Raw genomic sequence first — 24967 nt, 5'->3', positions numbered from 1 at the left:
GCCAGGATGCGTTCAGCTCGGGTGCACGGTCTGCTCGATGGCCGGCTGGACCACGCCGAAGAACCGCTTGTCGGTCACCGAGGCGAAGTAGTGCGCGCCCTCGAAGTATTCGTAATAGTGAATGTCGTCGTGCCGGCGATCCTCCAACGCCGCGACCAGCACATACTTGCCGGTCACCAGCCAGTTGGACAGCTTGAAACGCACCTGGAAACCCGCCTGTTCCGGCAAGCGGATGGCCCCCATGTCGTGGGTGGTGGACGCGATCAGGTCGGTGCCCTTCAGGTCCTTGATGGAAAAGGCAACGCTCAGGTGTTCCCGGGAAATCTCGGGCGGCACCGACAGATCGATCACCACCTCGATCGGCTCGCCCCACTGCACGACATCCTCGCGCCAGCCGTGGCTGCCGCAGACCGATGCCCCGAGAATCACGCCCTTGTGCGATCCCCAGTGGGTGACGGGGCGGGAGTCCAGCCTGGCGGGCGTGGCCGGCGCCCCGGCGCTGGCCGGCTCCGCGGGCGCCGGCACCGGCTGTGCGACTTCGTCCCGCACGGCATCGTCGGACGCCTTGTCGTCCCGCATCATGAAGGCCATGTAGCGCCCCGTGACCGGGAACACGTCGCCTTCGTCCACCAGCCGCCCCTTGTCGAGCCAGAAGGCGCGCTGGCACAAGGTGCGCACCGAGCTCACGTCATGGCTGACGAAGATGATGGTGGAGCCGTTGGCCTGGATGTCCTTGACCTTGCGCATGCACTTGGCGACGAAGCGCGCGTCGCCCACGGCCAGGGCCTCGTCCACGATGAGGACGGCCGGATCGACGTGGATCGCCACCGAGAACCCCAGCCGCGCCGCCATGCCGCTGGAGTAGGTCTTGACCGGCTGGTCGAAAAAGTCACCCAGCTCGGAAAACCGGATGATCTCGTCCAGGCGCGCCAGCGTGACCTCCTTGGGCACGCCCAGGATGACGCTGTTCAGGATGGCGTTCTCACGCCCCGTGAACTCGGGGTTGAAGCCGGCGCCCAGCTCCAGCAAGGCAGCGATGCGGCCGTTGGACCGCACCGTTCCGACGGTGGGCTCGAGCGTGCGGCAGATCAGCTGCAGCAAGGTGGACTTGCCGCTGCCGTTCTGGCCGATGATGCCGACCGTCTCGCCCCTGCCGATGGCCAGCGACACGTCGCGCAGCGCCCAGAACTCACGGTAGTAGTGGTGGCGCGCCCGGCCCAGCGCGCCCTGCAGCCGGGGCACCACCATCTGCTTGAGCCGGTCGCGCGGCTGCTCGTAGATGTGATAGCACTTGCTCAGGCCCTGCACCTGGACGGCCGATTCAGAGGACATCGGCAAACCCCTTTCGCGTCTTCTGGAACCAGGCGAAGCACAGCCAGGCAAACACCGCCGATCCGGCGAGCCAGCCCCCATAGGCGGGCCAGTCCATCGCCTGCCCCCAGATCATCAGCGCGCGCGCCTGCTCGATCACGTAGGTCAGCGGGCTGAGCGCCATCCAGGGGCGAAACGCCGCCGGCAGCGCCTCGATGGGATAAAACAGCGGCGACAGGAACATCAGCACCGTCACCACCACCCCGATGACCTGGGTGACGTCGCGCAGGTACACGCCCAGCGACGCGAGCAGCCAGCTCAGGCCCAGCGTCATCAACAGGAAGGGCAGCAAGACCAGCGGCAACAGCGCCAGCTGCGGATGCGGAGCGCCGAAAAACAGCAGGTAGAAGATCAGCCAGACCCCGAGGCTGACGACAAAGTGAAACAGGGCCGAACCCAGGGCCACCACGGGCAGCAGCTCCAGCGGAAAAATCACCTTCTTCACGTAGTTGACGTTGCCGACGATCAGCGAAGGCGCGCGCGTCACGCATTCGGAAAACAGGTTGAAGAACAGCAGGCCGGCAAACAAGGCCAGCGCGAACTCGACCTTCGAATCGCTGCCCGCATGCCAGCGCGCCCGGAACACCACGCTGAAGACGAAGGTGTAGACCGCCAGCATCAGCACCGGATAGAAAAACGACCACAGCAGGCCCATGAACGAGCCGCGGTAGCGGCCCACCACCTCGCGCTTGGTCAGCTCCACGATCAGTTGCGCATGGCGCCCCACCGAGCCGAAAAAAGCCCGTGGATCGATGGAGTGCAGGGGGTTGCTCATTCAGCGCCGCCCATCCAGCGCGGCCTGCGGCAGTCCGCTCACTTGAGCGCCTTGTAGCGCATGCGGTGCGGCCGCGCGCCCTCCTCGCCCAGGCGCTTCTTCTTGTCGGCCTCGTACTCCTGGTAGTTGCCGTCGAAGAACACCCACTGGCTGTCGCCCTCGGCGGCCAGGATGTGGGTGCAGATGCGGTCCAAAAACCAGCGGTCGTGGCTGATCACCATCACGCTGCCGGCGTATTCCAGCAGCGCGTCTTCCAGCGCGCGCAGGGTTTCCACGTCCAGGTCGTTGCTGGGTTCGTCCAGCAGCAGCACGTTGGCACCCTGCATCAGCGTCTTGGCCAGGTGCAGGCGGCCGCGCTCGCCGCCCGAGAGCATGCCCACCTTCTTCTGCTGGTCCTGCCCGTTGAAGTTGAAGCGCCCGCAGTAGGCGCGGCTGGGCATCTGGAACTTGCCGACGTTGATGATGTCCAGCCCGCCCGAGATGTCCTCCCACACGGTCTTGTCGTTGGCCAGCGCGTCGCGGCTCTGGTCGACGAAAGCCAGCTGCACCGTCTTGCCGATGCGCACCTCGCCCGCGTCGGGCTGCTCCTTGCCGGCGATCAGGCGAAACAGCGTGGACTTGCCCGCGCCGTTGGGGCCGATGATGCCAACGATGGCGCCCGCCGGCACCTTGAAGTTCAGGTTGTCGATCAGCAGGCGATCGCCAAAGCTCTTGGATACCCCCGTGAACTCGATCACCTCGGTGCCCAGGCGCTCGGCCACGGGGATGAAGATTTCCTGCGTCTCGTTGCGCTGCTGGTATTCGTAGTCAGACAGCTCTTCGAAGCGCGCCAGGCGCGCCTTGCTCTTGGCCTGGCGGCCCTTGGGGTTGGCGCGCGCCCACTCCAGCTCTTTCTTCATCGCCTTCATGCGCGCGTCTTCGGTTTTTTTCTCTTGCAGCAGGCGCTCTTCCTTCTGCTCCAGCCAGGTGCTGTAGTTGCCCTTCCAGGGAATGCCGTGGCCGCGGTCCAGCTCCAGAATCCACTCGGCGGCGTTGTCCAGGAAGTAGCGGTCGTGCGTGATGGCCACCACGGTGCCCGGAAAGCGCTGCAGGAAGATTTCCAGCCACTCCACGCTCTCGGCGTCCAGGTGGTTGGTGGGCTCGTCCAGCAGCAGCATGTCGGGCTTGGACAGCAGCAGCTTGCACAGCGCGATGCGGCGCTTTTCGCCGCCCGACAGATTTTTGATCGACGCGTCCCAGGGCGGCAGGCGCAGCGCATCGGCAGCAATCTCCAGTTGGTGCTCGCTGTCGGTGCCGGCAGCGGCAATCACCGCCTCCAGCTTGCCCTGCTCCTCGCTCAAGGCGTCGAAATCGGCATCGGGCTCGGCGTAGGCGGCGTAGATTTCCTCCAGCCGGGCGCGCGCGGCGTTGACCTCGCCCATGGCCAGCTCCACCTCCTGGCGCACGGTGTGCTCGGGGTCGAGCTGCGGCTCTTGCGGCAGGTAGCCGATGTCCAGCCCCGGCATGGGCGTGGCCTCGCCCTCGATCTCGGTGTCGATGCCGGCCATGATCTTGAGCAGCGTCGACTTGCCCGAGCCGTTCAGGCCCAGCACGCCGATCTTGGCGCCCGGAAAAAACGACAGCGAAATGTCCTTCAGGATCTGCCGCTTGGGCGGCACGATCTTGCTGACGCGGTTCATGGTGTAGACGTACTGGGCCATCGGAATACTCTCAAAAATGTAGCTGCCGGCGCTTGATGGACAGGCGCCAGAGCGTTGATTGGCTTGGAAATCGGGGGAGCCGATCCCCCGCGCGGGCGCCGCGTGGCCGCAGGCCGCCATGCCTCGATTATCGGCGCTGCGCGGCGGGCCGGCCAAAATCCCACGTCGGCGCGGCCCGCGCATGCGATAATGCCCGGGCTGACGGTTCACCAGTTCCCCGTTTCAGCCAGCCCTTCCGCTGGGGTGCCTTGCGAATGCGCAGCCGGTCACGGCCCATCGCGCGCCAGGGCGCCCATCCCAAGAAGAACCCGCTTTTCGCCCACCTGACTGGCCGGCACCCGCCGGATCGGGCCCAAGGCAGCCGCGCCGCATTGCACGGCGCATCCATTCGATGAACTTTGACGATCTGAACCTGGCACCGCCCCTGCTCAAGGCCGTGCTCGAACTGGGCTACACGCAACCCACCCCTGTCCAAGCCCAGGCCATCCCCGTCGTGCTGCAAGGCCACGACCTGCTGGCCGGCGCGCAGACCGGCACCGGCAAGACCGCCGGCTTTGCCTTGCCCCTGCTGCAGCTGCTGTCCACCCGCCCCGCGCGGCGCCCCGGCGCCATTCGCGCCCTGGTGCTGACGCCCACGCGCGAGCTGGCCGCGCAGGTCGAGGAGTCGGTACGCCAGTACGGCAAGTACCTCGATCTGAGTTCCACCGTGATCTTCGGCGGCGTCGGCATGAACCCGCAGATCGAGCGCATCCAGGCCGGCTGCGACGTGCTGGTGGCCACGCCTGGGCGCCTGCTCGACCTGGAGCAGCAAGGCCACCTGGACCTGTCGCACGTCGAGATCCTGGTGCTGGACGAAGCCGACCGCATGCTCGACATGGGCTTCATCCACGACGTCAAGAAGGTGCTGGCCCTGCTGCCCGCCTCCAAGCAGAGCCTGCTGTTCTCGGCCACCTTCAGCGACGAGATCCGCGCCCTGGCGGCCAACCTGCTGAAGGACCCCAAGAGCATCCAGGTGACGCCGCCCAACACCACGGTCGAGCGCATTGCGCAGCTCATCTACCCGGTGGGCCGCAACCGCAAGAAGCAAGTGCTGAGCTACCTGATCGGCGAGGGCGACTGGAGCCAGGTGCTGGTGTTCACGCGCACCAAGTTCGGCGCCAACAAGGTGGCCGACTACCTGAACGCGCAGGGCATCAAGGCCATGGCGCTGCACGGCAACAAGAGCCAGAGCGCGCGCACCCAGGCGCTGGCCGAGTTCAAGAGCGGCGAGCTGCGCGCCCTGGTGGCCACCGACATCGCCGCGCGCGGCATCGACATCGACGAGCTGCCGCACGTGGTCAACTACGACATCCCCAACGTGCCCGAGGACTACGTGCACCGCATCGGCCGCACCGGCCGCGCCGGCGCCAGCGGCGAGGCCGTGAGCCTGGTGTGCCTGGACGAAGAGGGCTTCATGCACGAGATCGAGCGCTTCACGCGCCAGCAGATCCCGGTGCAGATCCTGGACGCCTACGGCCCCGAGGAAGGCGAGCGCGCCGAGCCCATCGCCATGGGCCGCCAGACGCTGTGGGGCGGCCTGGGCAAACCGCCCAGCCGCGAAGTGATGCAGGCCGCCGCCCGCGCCGCGCGCCAGGAGATGATGCAGCGCATCCGCGACAACAAGGCCACGCAGGGCCAGCCCGGGCGCGCCGCGCGGCCACCGCGTGCCGGCGATGACGCCGAGGGCGGCGCCAGCCCGCGCGGCGCCGACGGCCAGCCCGGTGCCGACCCGGCCCGCAAGCGCAAGCGCCGTCGCGGCAAGGGGAGCGGCGCGGGTCCGAACGCGGGCCAGGGCACCGGATTCAATGCCGGCCAGGGCATGCGCCCCGAAGGCGCCATGGGCCGGCCCCATGCGCCGCGCGTGCACGACCGCGGCTTCGACGACGCCGATGACGACCGCGACCAGGACACCTTGCCACGCCACATCGATCCGCTGCAGACCAACCTGCACGGCCGCCGCAACGCGCCGCGCGGCCCCAGCCACGGCGCGGCCGGCCAGCCCGACCCGATGCGCACCAGCATCGACCTGATGGGCGGCAAGGGCGGCGGCAAGCGCAACCGTGGCGGCGGCGGCGGCTTTGGTGGCGGCAAGCGCTCGGGCGGCGGCTTCGGGCGCTGAACGCGACGCACGCCGCGCCTCGACTCGCAAGGGCCTCTTCGGAGGCCTTTTTTGCGTGGTTTTGGGTTGCGAGACCGCCCACCGCATGCCGGGCGGCAAGGCGATCGAGCCGTGAACGGGTGGGCGGGCCAGCCGCTCAGGCGCGCACGAACAGCGTGACCAGCGGCTCCTCGCCGATCAGCCGGCTGCGGTGGCCGTGCCGCGCCGGATCGAAGCGGGCGCCGGGCGGCAGCGTGTCGTTGGAGTAGAAGCACTCTCCCGGGCCGAACACGCGCGCGCTGCCGTCGCGCAGGCCGATTTCCATGCGGCCCTGCAGCACCACCAGCCATTGCGGCGTGGTGGTGCAATGAAAGTCGCTCGCAAAACCCACCGGGCTGTGGCGAAATTGGCAACCACCCGAGGCCTGCAGGGCCGACAGGCGCGCCGCCGGCGTACCCTCGGCCAGGTCCAGCGGATGGTCGCGAAAGCTGGCGCGTCCATCGGCGCTCGTATAGAGTTCGGTGAAAGTCAGGGTGGTCATGGACAAGCATCGCACACGTGGAGCCGAGGGTGGCAATATAGGCGCGGCGGACGACCGCAACGGCGCCAGAAACTTGCATACTGAAGTGGTACAGTCCAGCGCTTTGCGGCCTCGCTGATCCGACATGCCCGTCACCACCGCCCCCATCTGCTTTGGCCTGCAGGGCCGCATCGTCATCGTCACCGGTGCCGCGCAAGGCATCGGCGCGGCCTGCGCTCGGCGCTTCGCGCGCGAGGGCGCGCGGGTGGTCATGGCCGATGTGGCCGACGCCGCCGGCCAGGCCCTGGCGGCCGAGCTGCAGGCCGACTACGTGCACTGCGACGTCGGCGACAAGGCGCAGGTCGACGCGCTGGTGGCCCAGGTGCTGCGCCAGCACGGACGCATCGACGTGCTGGTCAACAACGCCGGCCTCTTCAAGGCGGCCGATTTCCTGGATGTGAGCGAGGCCGACTTCGACGCCGTGCTGCGCGTCAACCTCAAGGGCGCCTTCCTGGTCGGCCAGGCGGTGGCGCGCGCGATGGCCGCCGCCGGCCGCGGCGCCATCGTCAACATGAGCTCGGTCAACAGCGTGCTGGCCATTCCCAACATCGCCAGCTACAACGTCAGCAAGGGCGGGCTCAACCAGCTCACGCGGGCCATGGCGCTGGCGCTGGCCGACAAGGGCGTGCGCGTCAACGCCGTCGGCCCCGGCACCATCGCCACCGAACTGGCCGCCCAAGCCGTGCTGACCAGCGACGAGGCCAGGAGCAAGATCATGATGCGCACGCCGATGAAGCGCCTGGGCGAACCCGCCGAGGTGGCCGACGTGGTGGCCTTCCTGGCCAGCGACGCCGCCAGCTACATGACGGGCGAGATCGTCATGGTCGACGGCGGGCGCATGGCGCTGAACTACACCGTGCCGGCGTAAGCGCCGCCGCCCCCCGCCCCGACACCGGCCTTGCCACCCCAACCCCAATCGGCCTCACCCATGCTGATCGCGCAGATCACCGACCCGCACATCGGCCTCGATCCCGGGCCCCTGGCCAGCCGGCTCGACCCCCAGGGCGGCCTGCGCCGCGCGCTGGCGCACGTGCGCACGCTGCAGCCGGCCGTCGACGTGCTGCTGCTGACGGGCGACTTGGCCGACAGCGGCCGGCCGCAGGACTACGCCGAAATCGCCGCCCTGCTGGCCGACACCCTGCCGACACCGTCCGAAGGCGGCCCACGCGTGCTGGCCGTGCCCGGCAACCACGACCTGCGCGCCCACGCGCGCCAGGCCTTGGCAACAGCCATGCCGGTGGCGCCCGATGCGCCCGGCGACTGCGTCTGCCTGCACGTCGAGCACGGCGGCCTGCACCTGATCGGCCTGGACACCGTGGTACCCGGCGCCCCGCACGGCGCGCTCGAAGCCGACCAGCTGGCCTGGCTGCAACGTCAGCTGGCCACCTGCGCCGGCGCGCCGGTGCTGATCTTCATGCACCACCCGCCGCTGGTCAGCGGCATGGCTGCCATGGACGCCTGCGGCCTGCTGCGGGGTCGCGCCGAGTTGGCTCGCCTGGTGGCGGCGCACGGCGGCGTGCAAGCCATTGCCGCCGGCCACCTGCACCGCCCCATCGTCGGGCAACTGGGCGGCGCGCCGGTGGTGGTGGCCCCATCCAGCTCGCACCAGCTGGCGCTGGACCTGCGCGCCGAAGCGCCGGTGGCCATCTGCTTCGAACCACCCATGATCGGTGTGTACCGCTGGACGGCCGAGGACGGCCTGGCCTGCCACCTCAGCTACGTCGACCCGTTCGGCCCCAGCCACCCGATCTGAGCTGCCGGTAGCGTTGAGCGGTAACTATTATTTTGATAGCTGTTCGCGCATACTCTATGCGGACAAAAGCACGATTTGACTCATAATCGGGAGCACCACAGCCCCCGGAGACCCCCATGAGTCTGGCCCACTTGCTGATTCGGCAGGCCCGACGCCAGCCCCACGGCGACGCCATCCTGCATGGCGAGCGCGTGCACGCCAGCCACCGCCAGTGGGCCGCCCGCAGCGCCGGCCTGGCCGAGCGTCTGCGCGCCGCCGGCCTGCAGCCGGGCGAGCGGGTGCTGCTGTTCGCGCACAACCACCCGCGCTACCTCGAAGTGCTGTGGGGCCTGTGGTGGGCCGGCCTGGTGGCGGTGCCCGTCAACGCCAAGCTGCATCCGCGCGAGGTCGAGTGGATCGCGGCCCACTGCGGGGCGCGCTGGGCCTTCGTGACGGCCGACGTGGCCGACACACCGCTGGCCGGCGTGCAGCAGCAGGTCGATCTGGACTCGCCCGCCGCCGACGCGCTGCTGGCCGAGGCGCCCGACCCCTTCGCCGTGCCCGTGGCCGAGCGCGCGCCGCACGACACCGCCTGGCTGTTCTACACCAGCGGCACCACCGGCCGCCCCAAGGGCGTGATGCTGACCGGGCGTAACCTGATGACCATGGGCCTGGGCTACCACGTCGACGTCGACCCGGTGGCGCCAGGCGACGCCATCGCCTACGCCGCGCCCATCTCGCACGGCGCGGGCCTTTACGCGATCCCGCACCTGATGGCCGGCGCCCGCCACGTGGTACCGGCCTCGGGTGGCTTCGACGCCGCCGAGCTGTTCGCGCTGGGCCGCGCCGTCGGGCCGCTGTCGCTGTTTGCCGCGCCCACCATCGTCGGGCGGCTGGTCGATCACGCGCAGCAGGAGGGCCTGTCGCCCGCCGACTGCGCGCGCGCCTTCAAGACCATCGTCTACGGCGGCGCGCCCATGTACCTGGCCGACATCCAGCGCGCGCTGCGCGTGATGGGCCCGCGCTTCGTGCAGATCTACGGCCAGGGCGAGACGCCCATGGTGGGCACCGTGCTCGCGCGCGCCGACCTGGCCGACACGCGGCATCCACGCCACCTGCAGCGCCTGGCCAGCATCGGCACGGCCCAGACCCCCGTGCGCGTGCGCGTGACCGACGCCAACGGACGCGATCTGCCGCGGGGCGATATCGGCGAGGTGCTGGTCCAGGGCGACAGCGTGATGGCCGGCTACTGGAACAACCCCGAGGCCACGGCCGCGGCCATCCGCGACGGCTGGCTCTTCACCGGCGACATGGGCGCGCTGGACGAAGACGGCTACCTGACGCTGAAAGACCGCAGCAAGGACCTGATCATCAGCGGCGGCAGCAACATCTACCCGCGCGAGGTCGAGGAAGCCCTGCTCACCGCCCCCGGCGTGCTCGAGGTGGCCGTGGTCGGCGAGCACGACGCCCAGTGGGGCGAGAACGTGGTGGCCTTCATCGTCGCCGCCGGCCCGGCCGCGCCGGACGAGGCCGCGCTGGATGCGCATTGCCTGCAGCAGATCGCCCGCTTCAAGCGCCCCAAGCGCTACATCTTCGTGAGCGAACTGCCCAAGAACAACTATGGCAAGGTGCTCAAGACCGCCTTGCGCGAGCGGCTGCGCGCGCAAGGCTGACACCGGCCGCTGCAGCCACGCCGCGCAGGCACAATGACGGCATGAGAATCCTGCACACCATGCTGCGCGTGGGCAACCTCCAGCGCGCGATCGACTTCTACACCCAGGTGCTGGGCATGCAACTGCTGCGCACCTCCGAAAACCCCGAATACAAATACTCGCTGGCCTTCGTCGGCTACGAGGGCGGCAACCCTGGCCAGGCCGAGATCGAGCTGACCTACAACTGGGGCACCGAGCAGTACGAAATGGGCACCGCCTACGGCCACATCGCCATTGCCGTGCCCGACGCCCACGCCGCCTGCGAGCAGATCAAGGCCGCCGGCGGCAAGGTCACGCGCGAGGCCGGGCCGGTCAAGGGCGGCAGCACCATCATTGCCTTCGTCACCGACCCCGATGGCTACAAGATCGAGCTGATCCAGCGTGCCGAGAGCGCGGCCGGCGGCGGCCTGCGCTAAGAAAAAAACCCGGCTGGCGCCGGGTTCTCGTCTGCAGGCTGCTGCCAGGTCCTTTACTCCAGCGTCACTTCCACGCGTCGCGCCTCGGCATTGGAGCCGCTGGCGGTGGACGATTCCGGCTTGCGCAGCTCGATCTTGTCTTCGCCAATGCCCAGAGCCACCAGCGCGCCCTTGACCGCCAGCGCGCGCTGCTTGGCCAGCTCTTCGTTCACGGCCGCATCGCCGGTGGCGTCGTGATAGCCGCTGATCACAGCCTTGCGCCCCGCCGCCACGCCCTTGACGATGACGCCCAGCGCGTCCGGCGCGCCGGACGCCAGCTCGGTCTTGCCGCTGGCGAAGAAGAACCTGACCACCTCGCCCTGCACCTGCACGACGGCCGCGTCGCTGGCGACAGTCTCGGTCGCAGCCGCGTGCGGCATGACCGCCGCCTGGGCCGCGGCGGCCGGCACCACCTGGCCCGCGCCACGACCCAGCACTAGGCCGAAAATCAGGCTGATGACCAGCACGATCAGGCCGAACACCACGCCCAGAACCAGGCCGTGCGACTCATCGTTTTGCGTTGACATGTTGTTGTGCTCCAGAAATTCCAAACCCGTCATTGTATAAAGACAACGCTGAACAAGCCCCCGCGCGCCTCGCCCCCCATTCAACCCATGCGCCCCGATTCCGCCGCCTACGCCCCCTACGAGCACCTGCGCCCGCCCGGGCGCGACCCTCAGCAGCTGCGCGAGATCACCCGCGCCCAATGGCGCCAGCAGGCCGGCGCGCACGGCGAGCTGTGGGTGTTCGGCTATGCCTCGCTGATCTGGCGGCCCGACTTCAACCCGGCCGAGCGCCACCCCACCCGCGTGCACGGCTGGCACCGCGCGCTGGCCATGTGGAGCCGCGTCAACCGCGGCACGCCCGAGCAACCCGGCCTGGTGTTCGCCCTGCTGCCCGGCGGCAGTTGCCGCGGTGTGGTCTATCGCGTGCCCGCGCGCGAGGCCGACACCGTGTTCGACCGCCTGTGGGCGCGCGAAATGCCCAGCGCCGTGTACGACCCGCGCTGGCTGCCCTGCAGTACGCCCCATGGGCCGGTGCCAGCGCTGGCCTTCACCTTGTCCCGGCACAGCCCCTCGTACACCGGCACGCTGACGCCGCATCAGTACCGCGAGATTTTCCGCCACGCGCACGGGCGCTACGGCAGCACGCTGAACTACGCGCGCCAGACCCTGGAGAGCCTGCACGCCCATGGCGTTCAGGACCCCCGGCTGAGCCAGCTGCTGCGCTATGCCGACGAATGACTGCGCATCATCAGGCGCGACCCACGACCTCGCGCAACCAGGCGCGGCATTGATCGGCCATCTCGATCGGCCACTCCACGCTGACCGTGCGATCAAGCTGGCGCAATTCCACGCGGATGCAGCGCCCCGCCCAACCGCCCGAACCCAGCGATCGTCGGCCCCGGCCACCCAGCAGGCGCGACCAAAGACCACCAACCTCCACGTCAGCCGGCAACGAGACGCTGACGGTGGGCGCCGCAGTGGATGCGACGGTGCTTGCGGTCGGTTGATCGACCGTTGGCGTAGGCTGAGCCGAAGGGGTTGCCGCGGATGCCGGCACCCCAGGTGCAGGGATCGGCTGCGGCGCAGCCGGAGCGACCGCCCCCGGAGCCGAAGCGGCGGAAGGCAAATCGCCCGCTTCGATACGTGCCTTCAGATTGGCGCCAAATTCCTCCCACAACCTATCGGCCTTGGTCTTCATGACCGACAGGCCAAAAGTGCCCAGCCGGCCCAGCAGGTCCACGCTGACCTTGATGCACAGCTCGGTGCCGCCATCCGCCGTGGGCATGAGAAAGACCTCGCTGCGTTGCTTGAGCGAGCTGGCCACCGAGGCATCCTCGCCCGTCCCCTCTGCGCACAGATACTCCGGCGCACGCTGCTCGGTGATGCGCGTGCGCAGCTTGAACTTGGCGCTGATGAAGGAAATCTTCTGGTGCATGACCGCCACGTACTCGGTGGGGCTGATGACCTCGATCGACTTCATGCCGGGCACGGCGCCGGCCATCACCTGCGGATCCAGCAGCAGGGCCCACACCTGCGCCGGCGCTGCCGCCACGGTCAGCCTCTTTTCAATTTCCATGTTTCATCTCCTCGGCCGCGTGCAGCACCGACTCCACGATCTGCGTGTAGCCGGTGCAGCGGCACAGATTGCCGTTCAGCCCATGCCGCACCTCGTCGGTGGAAGGCTGTGGCTTGTGCTTGAGCAAATCGCACGCGGCCAGAATGAAACCCGGCGTGCAATAGCCGCACTGCAAGCCGCCGCAGCGCATGAAGCTGTCTTGCAGCGGGTGCAATGCATCGCCGCGCGCCAAACCTTCGATCGTCGTGACCTCGCGGCCAATCACCTGCACCGCCAGCATCAGGCAGGATTTGACCACCTCGCCGTCCAGCAGAACCGAGCAGACGCCGCATACGCCGGTCTCGCAACCGCGCTTGGTGCCCGTCAGGTGAAGGTCGTCGCGCAAGAAGTCCGACAGCAGGCGGCGTGCAGGCGCGTCAACGCTGTGGAACTCACCGTTGACGGTGCATTCGATGCGGTGGATGCTCATGGGACCACTCCTTCTTCCATCGTGAGGCCCAACAACTCGGCTACGGTGCGACGCACGTTGACGCGCACCATCTCGCGGCGAAATGCCGCGCTGCCACGCAAGTCTTCGACCGGACTGATGTCCTCGGCCGCGAGGTCTGCGGCCTGGACCACCCGCTCGGGCGTGACCCGTTGCCCGTCGAGCAGGTCCTCGGCCCGCGACAGGCGCGTGGCCACCGGCGTGGAAGCGCCCACCACCAGGCGCGGCGCATGGCAATGCATGCCCTCGCGTCGGGCCACAAAAGCCACGCTGACCAGCGGCCGATGCTCGGCCGCCGTGCGCAGGTAGCGGGTGTAGACCCCTGTCGTACCGGCCGCCAGCGGCGGCACACGAATCTCCAGCACCAACTCGTCGGGCTCGAGCGCCGTCACGAAGTAGTCCAGCAGAAACTCCTGCATCGACAGCACCCGCTCGCCACGCGCGCTGCCCAGCACCACCTGCGCATCCAGCGCCATCAGGCAGCCGGGCGGATCGGTGGACGGATCGCCATAGCAGAGGTTGCCGCCCATCGTGCCCTGGTTACGCACCTGCGGATTGGCCACGCGCGTGGCCATGCTGGCCAGCACCGATGCATGCTGGCGCACCAGCGGCGAGCGCGCGACGTCGCTGTGGCGCGCCAGGGCGCCGATGCGTAGGCCCTGGGCCGCATCGAAATCGATGCCGTGCAGGCGCTCGATCTTGGCCACCGAGATCAAGTGGGTGGGCGCCAGCATGCGCTGGCGCATGGCCAGCATCAGGGCCGTGCCACCGGCAATCACGCGCGCGTCCTCGCCCAGCTCGGCCAGCATGCCGCTGGCCTCGGCAACCGACGTGGGTTCCAGAAAGTCGAACTCACGCATGGAGGGCTCCTGCGGCGTCTTGCGGCCTGGCACGCAGCGCGGCCAGCACCTTTTCGGGCGTGATCGGAAGGTCGGTGATGCGAATACCCACCGCGTCGTACACCGCGTTGGCGATGGCCGGCGCGCCCGGCAGGATGGCGGTCTCGCTGGCGCCCTTGGCGCCGTAAGGGCCGTTGGGGTCGTTCGATTCGACGAAGCCACCGCGCAGCATGGGCACGGCCTCAGCCGTGGCCATGGTGTAGTCGGCGAAGTTGCCGTTGGCCAGGCGGCCGTTTTCGTAATGCAGCTGCTCATATAGGGCCCAGCCGATGGCCTGCACCGCGGCGCCGTTGGTTTGGCCGTGCACGGCGATGGGGTTCAGCGCCTTGCCGCAGTCATCGACCACGTAGCTGTCGAGCACGGTAACCTGGCCCGTCTCGGTATCGACCTCGACCTCGACCGCCTGGGCTGCGAAGGAATAGGCCGGCGCAATGTTGCCGTACAGGCTGGCGTCATGCATCTGCGTGCGAGCGTCCCAGCTGGCGCTCACCTGCAGGCTTTCGCCGCCGTGACGCCAAATATGCTGGCGCGCCAGGGCGGCAAAGTCCATGGCCCGATCGGTGCCGCGCACGCGCACCGTGCCATTGAACAGCTCGAGATCATCGACGTGCGCTTCCAGCAGCGTCGAGGCCAGCGCCAGCAGCTTGTCGCGCGCGGCGCGCGCCGAGCGGATGGCGGCATTGCCCGCGGCCATGGTGACGCGCGAGGCCAGCGTGCCGACGGCAAAGGGGGCACTGTCGGTGTCGGGCGGCGCCACGCGCACGCGCGACAGCGGCAAGCTCAGCTCGTGCGCCACGATCTGGGCGAGCACGGTGGTGGCGCCCTGCCCCATGTCGCACTCGCCGCTGATCACCAGGGCCTGGCCGTCCTCGTGAATGCGCACGATGACCGTGGAGCCATCCCAGTTGCCGATGGTGCGGTTGCCACTGACGTGCATGGCCGCCGCCATGCCCACGCCGCGGCGCTTCACGCCAGCGTTCACGCGCGGCCGGGCGCGCTTGGCCTCCCAGTCGAGCGCGTCGGTGGCCAGGTCGATGCACTCTTTCAGTCCCGCGCTGCCGATTTCCCAGCCGTGCACGGTGACATCGCCCGCCTCCACGGCATTGCGCTGGTGCACCACCACCGGGTCCAGCCCCAGCTGGCGGGCCATCGTGTCGATGTGGCTGTTAAGCGCAAACAGCATTTGCGTACCACCAAAGCCGCGAAAGGCCCCTCGCGGCGGGTTGTTGGTGTAGTACAGCGTGGCGTGTGAGCGCACGTTGGCGTTGCGATGCATGTTGTCGCTGCGCATGGCGCTCACGTGCATCACGTCGCCCGCCAGGCCAGCGTAGGCGCCGCACTCGGCGACGATGCGCACGTCCTTCGCCACGATGAAGCCCTCGGCCGTCATGCCGAGCTTGAGCGTGATGCGCTCGGGCACGCTGGCGCAGCAGGCCTGGAAATCCTCCAGGCGGTTGTTCACCAGCCGCACCGGCCGCTTCGTGCTCAGCGACAGCAGACCGGCCAGCAGCTGGTTGTCGTCCTCGACGATCTTGCCGCCAAAGCCGCCGCCGGTGGTGGCCTGAATCACCCGCACGTTGGACACCGCAAGGCCCAGCGTGCCGGCCACCTGCAGACGCACCAGGTTCACCGCCTGCGTCGAGGTCCACAGCACCAGCCGGCCATCGGGCTCCAGGGCGGCCACGGTGGCCATGGGCTCCATGTAGCCGGGGTATTGCGAATGGGTGGTGTAGGTGGCCTCGTGCACGAGGTGGGCGGACGCGAAACCCGCCTGCACATCGCCCCGCTCGAAGCGGATCTCGTGCGCCACGTTGTCGCGACCGGGATGCACGCCGGGTGCCTCCACGTCCATGGCTTCATCCGGGCTCAGAATGGCGGGCAGCTCCTCGTATTCGATTCGAATCAGGTCGAGCGCATCCCGCGCAACCTCATCGCTGATGGCGGCCACCGCGGCGACCTCCTCGCCGCAATAGCGCACCACGTCCCTGGCCAGCACTGCGCGCTCCTTGTGATGGACGCCCCAGAGCTGGGCCGGCGCATCGGCGCCCGTCAGCACCGCCTTGACCCCGGGCAGTGCCCGCGCGGCGGCAGCGTCGATGGAGACGATGCGGGCATGCGGATAAGGGCTGCGCAGTACCCGGCCATGCAGCATGCCAGGCAGCTTGATGTCGCCGGCGTACATTGCACGGCCCAGCACCTTGGCGCGCGCCGTCACCTGAGGGATGCCGACACCCAGCGTCGACACGGCATCGGATGAGGGCGATTGCGGGGACGTTTCCATGGCGTGACTCTGTTGTTGGGATGGCACCCGTCGAGGCGAGCCATGGCCTGCCCCGGCGCTTGCCAGTCATCCGGCGGTGATGCCGAGCTCCTTGATCGCCCGTCCCATCACCTCGTACTCGTGCTGATTGGTGCGGGTGAGTTCGTCTGGCGCACCGCCAGCCGGCAAGGCACCATAGGTTGCCAGTTGGTGCACCACTGCCGGCTCTTTCAAAATGGCATTCATGTGCTCGTTGAGCAATTTGACGACCATCGCCGGCGTGCCCTTGGGTGCGAAAAATCCGTTCCAAGCACCCACCACGACGCCCTTGTAACCCAACTCGGTCAAGGTCGGGACCGTGGGCGACAGACTCGAGCGCTGTGCATCGCCAATCGCCAGCGGGATCAGCTTGCCCATTTCCAGATACTGACGGACGGCTCCAAAGGTGACCCAAGCGACATCCACATGACCGGCCACCACATCCGTGACCGACGGCCCGACACCGCGATAGGGAACGTGGGTGAACCTCACGCCCGCCGCCTTGTTGAGCCATTCGCCGACGATGTGCATTGGCGAGCCCGCGCCCGGACTGGCATAGGACACCGACTTGCCGCTCCTGGCCGCGGCAACCCACTCGGGCAAGGTCTTGAGTCCCTTGTCCGGGCTGGCTACCAGGACCAGCGGTTGGGTGGCGATCTTGATGATGGCTTCGTAACCTCCCAACACGTCGTAGCTGGCCGCGCCCGACAGCTTCATCACCATCGGGGCGGTGGTGAACGGATTGGGCGTAAACAGCAGCGTATAGCCGTCGGCGGCCGCACGCCCAACAAAGACATTGCCGATGGTGCCGCCCGCGCCGGGTTTGTTTTCGACGACCACGGTCTGCCCGATCCGCTGGCTCAGCTTGTCGGCAAACAGACGAGCAATTGCGTCGGTGTCGCCGCCGGGCGGGTAGGACACCACGATCGTGATGGGTTTGGCGCGCGGATAGTCCCCCTGCGCCATGGCTGGCCCACCGATCAGGAGACCAACGGATAGGGTCGCCACGAAGGCGCGGCGGTGAATGGACGGCATCGGAGTCTCCTGGGGTCTTGAGCCAATCAAAAAATGTTTCATATACGAAACTACGTTTTTTTAAGGAACAACTGAATTTTGCTGCCCTATTGTTGATCAATCAACTTAAGGAAAACCCGAATATGAGATAGACCAGTTCAACCGTCGTGGCGACACGGGACAATCGGCCCATGACGATGGAATCGAACCAAGCCAAGACGCCCTGGGCCGATCTCGACCCACAAGGGACGGGCTTGACCGTGGACGTCTTCATCACGACGCTGATGAGCCAGGTTGGCAATGCGCTGCGACGAACGGTCACCGTTCCCTACGCCGAGGCGTTCGGCCTGACCGTGTCGGAATGGCGGCTGCTGTCGCTAGTGGCACACGCGCGGCGCATCGCATTCAACGACCTGGTCGAGCAATCCACCTCGGACAAGGCGTTGGTCAGCCGAACGCTGAAATTGCTGGAAACGCGCGGGCTGGTGGTGCTGGACATCGAAGGCGCTGGGCCACGCAAAAAGACCTGGTGCTCGGCTTCAACTCAAGGCGAGGAACTTCATCGCCAGGCCTTCCCGATCGCGCGTTCGCGCCAGGCGGCAGCCATTCGGCTGCTGCCGCCCGCCGAGCGCGAGGCGTTCTTCCACGCCCTGCTGCGCCTGCGCGACCACTTCCATGCCGACAACGTCAAGCGCCAAGCGGACGATGTCAACCCACTCGACATCTGAACCACCCCAAGCTCGCATACCATCGCCGACCATGCCCGCCCCTTCCAACTCCCTCGCATCCCTGCGCAAGAGCTACGAGCGCGCCGAACTGTCCGAATCCGCCTCGCAGGCCGACCCGCTGGCCCAGTTCGGCCAGTGGTTCGACGAGGCGCGCCGCGGCGAGGTGCCCGAGCCCAACGCCATGACCCTGGCCACCGTGGGCAGCGACCTGCGGCCCAGCACGCGCGTGGTGCTGATCAAGGACTTCGACGCCCGCGGCATCGTCTGGTACACCAACTACGACAGCCGCAAGGGTCAGGAGTTGGCGGGTAACCCGTTTGCCGCGCTGCAGTTTCACTGGGTCGAGCTGGAGCGCGTGGTGCGCATCGAAGGCCAGGTGCAGAAGGTGGACGACGCCGAGAGCGACGCCTACTACGCCAGCCGCCCGCTGGACAGCCGCATCGGCGCCTGGGCCAGCCCGCAAAGCCAGGTCATCGCGGGGCGCGCCTGGCTGGCGGCCGAGGCGGCCCGCTACGGCGCGCGCTTTCTGCTCAAGCCGCCGCGCCCGCCGCACTGGGGCGGCTTTCGGCTGGTGCCCGACCGCTGGGAGTTCTGGCAGGGCCGCAAGAGCCGGCTGCACGACCGGCTGCGCTACCGGCTGGAAAATGACGCCTGGGTGCGCGAACGCCTGGCACCGTGAACCCCCGGCTCAACGCCGGCGCGGCGGCGTGGCGTTCTTGGGCTTTTGCCCCAGCGCCTCGCGGTGGCGGTTGATGCGCTCGAGCTTGCGCTGGTCGTCGCGCTCCATGGCCTTGCGCTTGGTGTAGCCCGACCAGTCGGCCCAGGTCCACCACAGCATGGCGCCGGCAAAGGGCGCCAGCACCCACCACCACGACCAGTCCGCAACGACGCCGATCTCCTGCCACTTCAGCAGCAGCAAAATGACGCCCAGGCCCAACAAGTACATGGTGTATTCCTCCTGTCCCCCGTGGGGGATTTGCCAGCCGGGTCAACGTGTCATCCTACAATCGCGTTGAAAGCTGGCAAGTTACTCTCACGATAAAGGAAACATTATGAAGCGTGTCCTGCTCACCCTGGCTGCCCTGACCGCCGTGGCCGCCGCTACGCCCGCCATGGCCGACGAAGCCATGGCCAAGGCAAAGAACTGCATGGCCTGCCATGCCATCGACAAGAAGGTCGTGGGCCCGGCCTACAAGGACGTGGCCAAGAAGTTTGGCGGCCAAGCCGGCGCCGCGGACATGCTGGCCGACAAGATCATGAAGGGCAGCACCGGCACCTGGGGCCCCGTGCCCATGCCGCCCAACACCAACGTCAACGCGGCCGAGGCCAAGAGCTTGGCCACCTGGATTCTGACCCTGAAATAACGTCTCCAATCCGCCACAAAAAAGCCTGCGCGATGCGCAGGCTTTTTTTGCTTTGGCGCAAGAAGGTGTCAGAAGGTGTGAATGAATTCGGCGTGCCCGAGCAGACCGCCCAAACGTGGCCGATCAAGGCTGAGTGCCGCGGCTCCAATGGCGCCTGCGCGCCATTGGACGGCACGAAGAAGGCTGGCCTCTGGCCGGCCTGCGCCCTGCAAGGGCAAAGCGCAGACGTAGCTCGGGCTACGGCGAGCATTTGCAACGCCGAGCGGGCGCGTTTGGGCGGGATGAGCGGGCATGGCGGGTTCGTTCGCACCTTCTCAGTGGGTTCTGCCCAACTGGTCCAGGATCGCCGGGTTTTCCAGTGTGCTGGTGTCTTGCGTGATCGACTCGCCCTTGGCCAGCGAGCGCAGCAGGCGGCGCATGATCTTGCCCGAGCGCGTCTTGGGCAGGTTCTCGCCGAAGCGGATGTCCTTGGGCTTGGCGATGGGGCCGATCTCCTTGGCCACCCAGTCACGCAGCTCCTTGGCGATCTTGTCGGCCTCGGCGCCTTGTGGGAGCGAACGCTTGAGCACCACGAAGGCGCAGATGGCCTCGCCCGTCAAGTCGTCGGGGCGACCTACCACGGCGGCCTCGGCCACCAGATCGCTCTTGGCCACCAGGGCGGACTCGATTTCCATCGTGCCCATGCGGTGGCCCGACACGTTCAGCACGTCGTCGATGCGGCCGGTGATGCGGAAGTAGCCCCGGTCGGCACTACGCACGGCGCCGTCGCCGGCCAGGTAGTAGCCCTTGAGCTCTTCGGGGAAGTAGCTCTTCTTGAAACGCTCGGGGTCGCCCCAGATGGTGCGGATCATGGACGGCCAGGGGCGCTTGATGACCAGGATGCCGCCCGCGCCATTGGGCACGTCGTTGCCGGTTTCATCAACGATGGCCGCCGCGATGCCTGGCAGCGGCAGCGTGCACGAGCCCGGCACCAGCGGCGTGGCGCCCGGCAGCGGGGTGATGAGGTGGCCGCCGTTCTCGGTCTGCCACCAGGTGTCGACGATGGGGCAGCGCTCCTCGCCCACGTTCTTGTAGTACCACATCCAGGCTTCGGGGTTGATGGGCTCGCCCACGCTGCCCAGGATGCGCAGGGACGACTTGTTCCAGTTCTTCGGGTGCACCTTCTCGTCCGAATCGGCCGCCTTGATCAGCGAGCGGATCGCCGTCGGCGCGGTGTAGAAGATGCTGACCTTGTGGCGCTCGATCATCTCCCAGAAGCGGCCGGCGTGGGGATAGGTGGGCACGCCTTCGAACACCACCTCGGTGCCGCCGGCGGCCAGCGGGCCGTAGGTGATGTAGGTGTGGCCCGTGACCCAGCCGATGTCGGCCGTGCACCAGAAGACGTCGCTGGGCTTGAGGTCGAAGGTCCAGTCCATGGTCAGCTTGGCCCACAGCATGTAGCCGCCGGTGGCGTGCTGTACGCCCTTGGGCTTGCCGGTGGAGCCCGAGGTGTAGAGGATGAACAGCGGGTGTTCGGCCTCGACGCTGACCGGCGCGCACTCGCTGGCCTGGCCCTTGAGGACTTCCGCAAAGCTCTTGTCACGCCCGGCCTTCATGGGGCAGGCGCTGGCCGTGCGCTCGTACACGAACACGTTGCGGATGGTGTCGCAGCCGCCCATGTCCAGCGCCTCGTCGACGATGGCCTTCAGCGGCAGCTCCTTGCCGCCGCGCATCTGGAAGTTGGCGGTGATGACGGCCACGGCGCCGGCGTCGATGATGCGCTCGTTCAGCGCCTTGGCCGAAAAGCCGCCGAACACCACGCTGTGCGTGGCGCCCAGGCGCGCGCAGGCCTGCATGGCCACCACGCCCTCGATGGTCATGGGCATGTAGATCAGCACGCGGTCGCCCTTTTGGATGCCGTGGGCCTTGAGCGCGTTGGCGAACTGGCACACGCGCGCCAGCAGCTCCTTGTAGGTGACGGTGGTGACGGCGCCGTCGTCGGCCTCGAAGATGATGGCGGCCTTGTTCTCGACCGGCGTGCCCATGTGCTTGTCCAGGCAGTTGGCGCTGGCGTTGAGCATGCCGTCGTCGAACCACTTGTAGAAGGGCTTGCCGGACTCGTCCAGCACGCGGGTGAAGGGTTTGTCCCATGTCAGGTTCTCGCGCGCCAGGCGGCCCCAGAAGCCGTTGGGGTCGCGCTCGGCCTCGTCGCACAGCGCCTGGTAGGCCGGCATACCGGAGATGCGCGCGGCCTTGACCAGCGCCTCGCTGGGCGGAAACACGCGGTTTTCGATCAGAACCGATTCAATGGCACTCATGCTTTTTGTCTCCTTGATGAATTGCACATAACGCCGCGGATGCCCGCGTTGACTTGAGCATCATCATGCGGCGCTCTTACACATGTCTGACGGGGCGCCCGGCCCACGGGGTCAACGATACGCCAAATGGTGCGGGGTGATGGGGCAGGCCTGGCGGTTTCAAGCCATTTTGGCCTCCAGCCCGCATCCATACAGCCCAAACAGCTATCATTGATATAGCAATCATCACACCATGTCCTGCGGCCGCACCCAGGCGTCGAACTGCTCGGCGCTCAAGAAGCCGCTGGCCACAGCCGCCTCGCGCAGGCTGGTGCCCTGCTGGTGCGCGCGCTTGGCGATGGCGGCCGCCTTGTCGTAGCCGATGTGGGGGTTGAGCGCCGTCACCAGCATCAGCGAGCGCTGCACCAGCTCGTCGATGCGCGCGCGGTTGGGCTCGATGCCGACGGCGCAGTGCTCGTTGAAGCTCCTCATGCCGTCGCCCAGCAGGCGCACGCTCTGCAAGAAGTTGTGGGCGATCAGCGGGCGAAACACGTTCAGCTCGAAGTTGCCCGAGGCGCCGCCGATGTTGATCGCCACGTCGTTGCCCAGCACCTGCGCGCACAGCATGGTCAGGGCCTCGCACTGGGTGGGGTTGACCTTGCCCGGCATGATGGACGAGCCCGGCTCGTTCTCGGGGATGCTGATCTCGCCCAGGCCGCTGCGCGGGCCGCTGGCCAGCCAGCGCACGTCGTTGGCGATCTTCATCAGGCTGGCGGCCAGGCCCTTGAGCGCGCCGTGCGCCTGCACCTGCGCATCGCAGCTGGCCAGGGCCTCGAACTTGTTGGGCGCGCTGACGAAGGGCAGCCCGGTCAGCCGCGCCAGCTCGGCGGCGGTCGCCTCGGCGTAGCCCTTGGGCGCGTTCAGGCCCGTGCCCACCGCCGTGCCGCCCAGCGCCAGCTCGCACAGGTGCGGCAGGGCGGCGCGCAGGTGCTGCTCGCCGTGCGCCAGCTGCGCCACCCAGCCCGAGAACTCCTGCCCCAGCGTGATGGGTGTGGCGTCCTGCAGGTGGGTGCGTCCGATCTTGACGATGCCGGCAAAGGCGGCGGACTTGGCGGCCAGCGTCTCGCGCAGCGTGGCCAGCGCCGGCAGCAGCCGCTGCTCGATCGACTCGACCGCGGCCAGGTTCATCGCGGTGGGATAGGTGTCGTTGCTGGACTGGCTCTTGTTCACGTCGTCGTTCGGGTGCACCAGGCGCTCCTCGCCGCGCACGCCGCCCAGCAGCTCGCTGGCGCGGTTGGCCAGCACCTCGTTGACGTTCATGTTGGTCTGCGTGCCCGAGCCGGTCTGCCACACCACCAGCGGAAACTCGCCCTCGTGCCGGCCCGCCAGCACCTCGTCGGCGGCGCGCACGATGGCGCCGGCCTTGGTCGGGTCCAGCTTGCCCAGGCGCTCGTTGACGGTGGCGGCCGCGCGCTTGACCAACACCAGGGCGCGGATGATCTCGCGCGGCTGGCGTTCGCCGCCAATGTCGAAGTTCTGCAGCGAGCGCTGCGTCTGCGCGCCCCACAGACGCTCGGCGGCGACCTCGATTTCACCAAAACTGTCGCGCTCGGCGCGCATGGCTTGATCCGGGTTGGACATGGTCGGGCCCTGTCAAAATAAGCGGTTGCGTCGGCTGGCAAGGTAGCAGAGGCTAAAACCTTGCTGACACCCGCATTGTCTCCCTTCCCGTTAGCCCTTTCGTCAGGAACCCCCATGACCACGACCATCCGCTGCACCGACCTGGTGGAATCCGTCGCCGCCGCGCTGCAATACATCAGCTACTACCATCCCAGCGACTACATCGCGCACTTGGCTCGCGCCTACGAGCGCGAGCAAAGCCCCGCCGCCAAGGACGCGATGGCGCAGATCCTCACCAACAGCAAGATGAGCGCCACGGGGCACCGCCCGATCTGCCAGGACACGGGCATCGTCAACGTGTTCCTGAAGATCGGCATGGGCGTGCGCTTCGAGGGCTTTGCCGCCGACCAGAGCCTGGAGGACGCCGTCAACGAAGGCGTGCGCCGCGGCTACCTGAACCCCGACAACACGCTGCGCGCCAGCGTGGTGGCCGACCCGTTGTTCGCGCGCAAGAACACCCGCGACAACACCCCCGCCGTCATCAACGTGCAGCTGGTGCCCGGCGACAAACTGGATGTGACCGTGGCCGCCAAGGGCGGCGGCAGCGAGAACAAGTCCAAGATGATCATGATGAACCCCAGCGACAGCCTGGTCGACTGGGTGCTGAAGACCGTGCCCACCATGGGCGCCGGCTGGTGCCCGCCGGGCATGCTGGGCATCGGCATCGGCGGCACGGCCGAAAAGGCGGTGCTGCTGGCCAAGGAAAGCCTGATGGACGACCTGGACATGTACGAGCTGCAGGCCAAGAGCTCGCGCGGCGAAAAGCTGGATCAGGTGGAAGAGCTGCGCCTGGAGCTGTACGAGAAGGTCAACGCCCTGGGCATCGGCGCGCAGGGCCTGGGCGGCCTGTCCACCGTGCTGGACGTGAAGATCAAGATGTACCCCACGCACGCCGCCAGCAAGCCCGTGGCCATGATCCCCAACTGCGCGGCCACGCGCCATGCCCACTTCGTGATGGACGGCTCGGGCCCCGTGTACCTGCAGCCGCCCAGCCTGGATCTGTGGCCCAAGGTGCAATGGGCGCCCAACACCGAGACCAGCCAGCGCGTTCAACTCAACACCCTGACCAAGGCCGAAGTCGCCAGCTGGAAGCCCGGCCAGACTCTGCTGCTGAACGGCAAGATGCTGACCGGCCGCGACGCCGCGCACAAGCGCATCCAGGACATGCTGGCCAAGGGCGAAAAGCTGCCGGTGGACTTCACCAACCGCGTCATCTACTACGTGGGCCCGGTCGACCCGGTGAAGGGTGAGGTGGTGGGCCCCGCCGGCCCGACGACGGCCACGCGCATGGACAAGTTCACCCGTATGATGCTGGAGCAGACCGGCCTGATCGCCATGATCGGCAAGTCCGAGCGCGGCCCGGTGGCCATCGAGGCCATCAAGGACAACCAGAGCGCCTACCTGATGGCCGTGGGCGGCGCCGCCTACCTGGTCAGCAAGGCCATCAAGCACGCCCGGGTGGTGGGCTTTGCCGACCTGGGCATGGAGGCCATCTACGAGTTCGACGTGGTGGACATGCCCGTCACCGTGGCCGTGGACGCCGGCGGCACCAGCGCCCACATCACCGGCCCGGCCGAATGGCAAAAGCGCATTGCCAGCGGCGAGTTCGCCAGCGTGCAGAGCTTTACGGCGCGCAAGACCAACGCACCGGCGTGACGCGCCTGCCGCCGCCGCGC

General features: G+C 67.9%; 23 protein-coding genes. 10 read left to right on the top strand and 13 right to left on the bottom strand.

All coding sequences use genetic code 11. The features are described 5' to 3' along the window. Positions 1-12: 12 nt before the first annotated feature. Genes H6927_08530 through ettA form a run of 3 tightly spaced genes read right to left on the bottom strand, consistent with a single transcriptional unit; the run spans position 13 to position 3846 of the window. Complete coding sequence (locus H6927_08530; protein MCP5218144.1) at positions 13-1332, bottom strand: ABC transporter ATP-binding protein; 1320 nt, start codon at positions 1330-1332, stop codon at positions 13-15. After that, on the bottom strand, positions 1322-2146 hold the full coding sequence (locus H6927_08525) for an ABC transporter permease (GenBank protein MCP5218143.1): 825 nt from the start codon (positions 2144-2146) through the stop codon (positions 1322-1324). Before H6927_08525 ends, H6927_08530 begins: the two co-directional genes overlap by 11 nt. 38 nt (positions 2147-2184) lie before the next feature. Further along, complete coding sequence (gene ettA, locus H6927_08520) at positions 2185-3846, bottom strand: energy-dependent translational throttle protein EttA (protein ID MCP5218142.1); 1662 nt, start codon at positions 3844-3846, stop codon at positions 2185-2187. A gap of 391 nt (positions 3847-4237) precedes the next feature. On the opposite strand from ettA, the gene H6927_08515 reads away from it, so the two are divergent. After that, on the top strand, positions 4238-6004 hold the full coding sequence (locus H6927_08515; GenBank protein ID MCP5218141.1) for a DEAD/DEAH box helicase: 1767 nt from the start codon (positions 4238-4240) through the stop codon (positions 6002-6004). Positions 6005-6140: 136 nt separating this feature from the next. On the opposite strand, the gene H6927_08510 is transcribed toward H6927_08515, so the two are convergent. Next, complete coding sequence (locus H6927_08510) at positions 6141-6524, bottom strand: hypothetical protein (GenBank protein ID MCP5218140.1); 384 nt, start codon at positions 6522-6524, stop codon at positions 6141-6143. Positions 6525-6648: 124 nt separating this feature from the next. On the opposite strand from H6927_08510, the gene H6927_08505 reads away from it, so the two are divergent. The 4 genes from H6927_08505 to gloA all read left to right on the top strand — a co-directional run bounded on the left by H6927_08505 (position 6649) and on the right by gloA (position 10423). Continuing rightward, positions 6649-7431 (top strand): SDR family oxidoreductase, encoded by a 783-nt coding sequence (locus H6927_08505; protein ID MCP5218139.1) that lies wholly within the window; start codon positions 6649-6651, stop codon positions 7429-7431. 60 nt (positions 7432-7491) lie between these two features. After that, positions 7492-8316, top strand: coding sequence for a phosphodiesterase (locus H6927_08500; protein MCP5218138.1), 825 nt, complete (start codon positions 7492-7494; stop codon positions 8314-8316). Between the two features lie 116 nt (positions 8317-8432). Next, positions 8433-9968 carry an AMP-binding protein gene (locus H6927_08495; protein ID MCP5218137.1) on the top strand — a complete coding sequence of 512 codons (1536 nt, stop codon included), beginning with the start codon at positions 8433-8435 and terminating at the stop codon, positions 9966-9968. 41 nt (positions 9969-10009) lie between these two features. After that, positions 10010-10423, top strand: a complete 414-nt coding sequence (gene gloA / locus H6927_08490) for a lactoylglutathione lyase (protein MCP5218136.1) — start codon at positions 10010-10012, stop codon at positions 10421-10423. Positions 10424-10476: 53 nt separating this feature from the next. On the opposite strand, the gene H6927_08485 is transcribed toward gloA, so the two are convergent. After that, positions 10477-10989 carry an OmpA family protein gene (locus H6927_08485; protein ID MCP5218135.1) on the bottom strand — a complete coding sequence of 171 codons (513 nt, stop codon included), beginning with the start codon at positions 10987-10989 and terminating at the stop codon, positions 10477-10479. Positions 10990-11076: 87 nt separating this feature from the next. On the opposite strand from H6927_08485, the gene H6927_08480 reads away from it, so the two are divergent. Then, complete coding sequence (locus tag H6927_08480) at positions 11077-11706, top strand: gamma-glutamylcyclotransferase (GenBank protein ID MCP5218134.1); 630 nt, start codon at positions 11077-11079, stop codon at positions 11704-11706. A gap of 10 nt (positions 11707-11716) precedes the next feature. On the opposite strand, the gene H6927_08475 is transcribed toward H6927_08480, so the two are convergent. From H6927_08475 to H6927_08455, 5 genes are all read right to left on the bottom strand, one after another. Beyond that, positions 11717-12544: an SRPBCC family protein gene (locus H6927_08475; protein MCP5218133.1), complete on the bottom strand. Its 828-nt coding sequence runs from the start codon at positions 12542-12544 to the stop codon at positions 11717-11719. Next, positions 12534-13013 (bottom strand): (2Fe-2S)-binding protein, encoded by a 480-nt coding sequence (locus H6927_08470; GenBank protein ID MCP5218132.1) that lies wholly within the window; start codon positions 13011-13013, stop codon positions 12534-12536. Before H6927_08470 ends, H6927_08475 begins: the two co-directional genes overlap by 11 nt. Next, the gene (locus H6927_08465) at positions 13010-13891 is read right to left on the bottom strand and encodes a xanthine dehydrogenase family protein subunit M (GenBank protein MCP5218131.1); all 882 of its coding nucleotides are present in this window, start codon (positions 13889-13891) and stop codon (positions 13010-13012) included. Before H6927_08465 ends, H6927_08470 begins: the two co-directional genes overlap by 4 nt. Further along, positions 13884-16211, bottom strand: coding sequence for a molybdopterin-dependent oxidoreductase (locus H6927_08460; GenBank protein MCP5218130.1), 2328 nt, complete (start codon positions 16209-16211; stop codon positions 13884-13886). Before H6927_08460 ends, H6927_08465 begins: the two co-directional genes overlap by 8 nt. Before the next feature lie 66 nt (positions 16212-16277). Continuing rightward, positions 16278-17264, bottom strand: a complete 987-nt coding sequence (locus H6927_08455; GenBank protein MCP5218129.1) for a tripartite tricarboxylate transporter substrate binding protein — start codon at positions 17262-17264, stop codon at positions 16278-16280. Positions 17265-17440: 176 nt separating this feature from the next. On the opposite strand from H6927_08455, the gene H6927_08450 reads away from it, so the two are divergent. Further along, complete coding sequence (locus tag H6927_08450; protein ID MCP5218128.1) at positions 17441-17971, top strand: winged helix-turn-helix transcriptional regulator; 531 nt, start codon at positions 17441-17443, stop codon at positions 17969-17971. Positions 17972-18002: 31 nt separating this feature from the next. Next, positions 18003-18650: a pyridoxamine 5'-phosphate oxidase gene (gene pdxH, locus H6927_08445; protein MCP5218127.1), complete on the top strand. Its 648-nt coding sequence runs from the start codon at positions 18003-18005 to the stop codon at positions 18648-18650. 9 nt (positions 18651-18659) lie between these two features. On the opposite strand, the gene H6927_08440 is transcribed toward pdxH, so the two are convergent. After that, a complete protein-coding gene (locus H6927_08440; GenBank protein MCP5218126.1) occupies positions 18660-18917 on the bottom strand; it encodes a TIGR04438 family Trp-rich protein in 258 nt (85 codons plus the stop codon). 106 nt (positions 18918-19023) lie between these two features. Here H6927_08440 and H6927_08435 point away from each other — a divergent pair, with 106 nt between their 5' ends. Further along, positions 19024-19335, top strand: coding sequence for a c-type cytochrome (locus H6927_08435; GenBank protein ID MCP5218125.1), 312 nt, complete (start codon positions 19024-19026; stop codon positions 19333-19335). Positions 19336-19649: 314 nt separating this feature from the next. Here the strand turns inward: H6927_08435 and acs are convergent, their stop codons facing one another. Next, positions 19650-21632 (bottom strand): acetate--CoA ligase, encoded by a 1983-nt coding sequence (gene acs, locus H6927_08430; GenBank protein MCP5218124.1) that lies wholly within the window; start codon positions 21630-21632, stop codon positions 19650-19652. 225 nt (positions 21633-21857) lie between these two features. Continuing rightward, positions 21858-23252 (bottom strand): class II fumarate hydratase, encoded by a 1395-nt coding sequence (gene fumC / locus H6927_08425; GenBank protein MCP5218123.1) that lies wholly within the window; start codon positions 23250-23252, stop codon positions 21858-21860. Positions 23253-23366: 114 nt separating this feature from the next. Here fumC and H6927_08420 point away from each other — a divergent pair, with 114 nt between their 5' ends. Beyond that, positions 23367-24947 (top strand): fumarate hydratase, encoded by a 1581-nt coding sequence (locus H6927_08420; protein ID MCP5218122.1) that lies wholly within the window; start codon positions 23367-23369, stop codon positions 24945-24947. The last annotated feature ends 20 nt before the right edge of the window (positions 24948-24967 follow it).

This window comes from Burkholderiaceae bacterium, from assembly GCA_024235995.1.
In the GTDB taxonomy this organism is placed as follows: Bacteria; Pseudomonadota; Gammaproteobacteria; order Burkholderiales; family Burkholderiaceae_C; genus Ottowia.
Note: the sequence above shows the minus strand (reverse complement) of the source record. Positions and strands in the feature narration are given on the sequence as shown.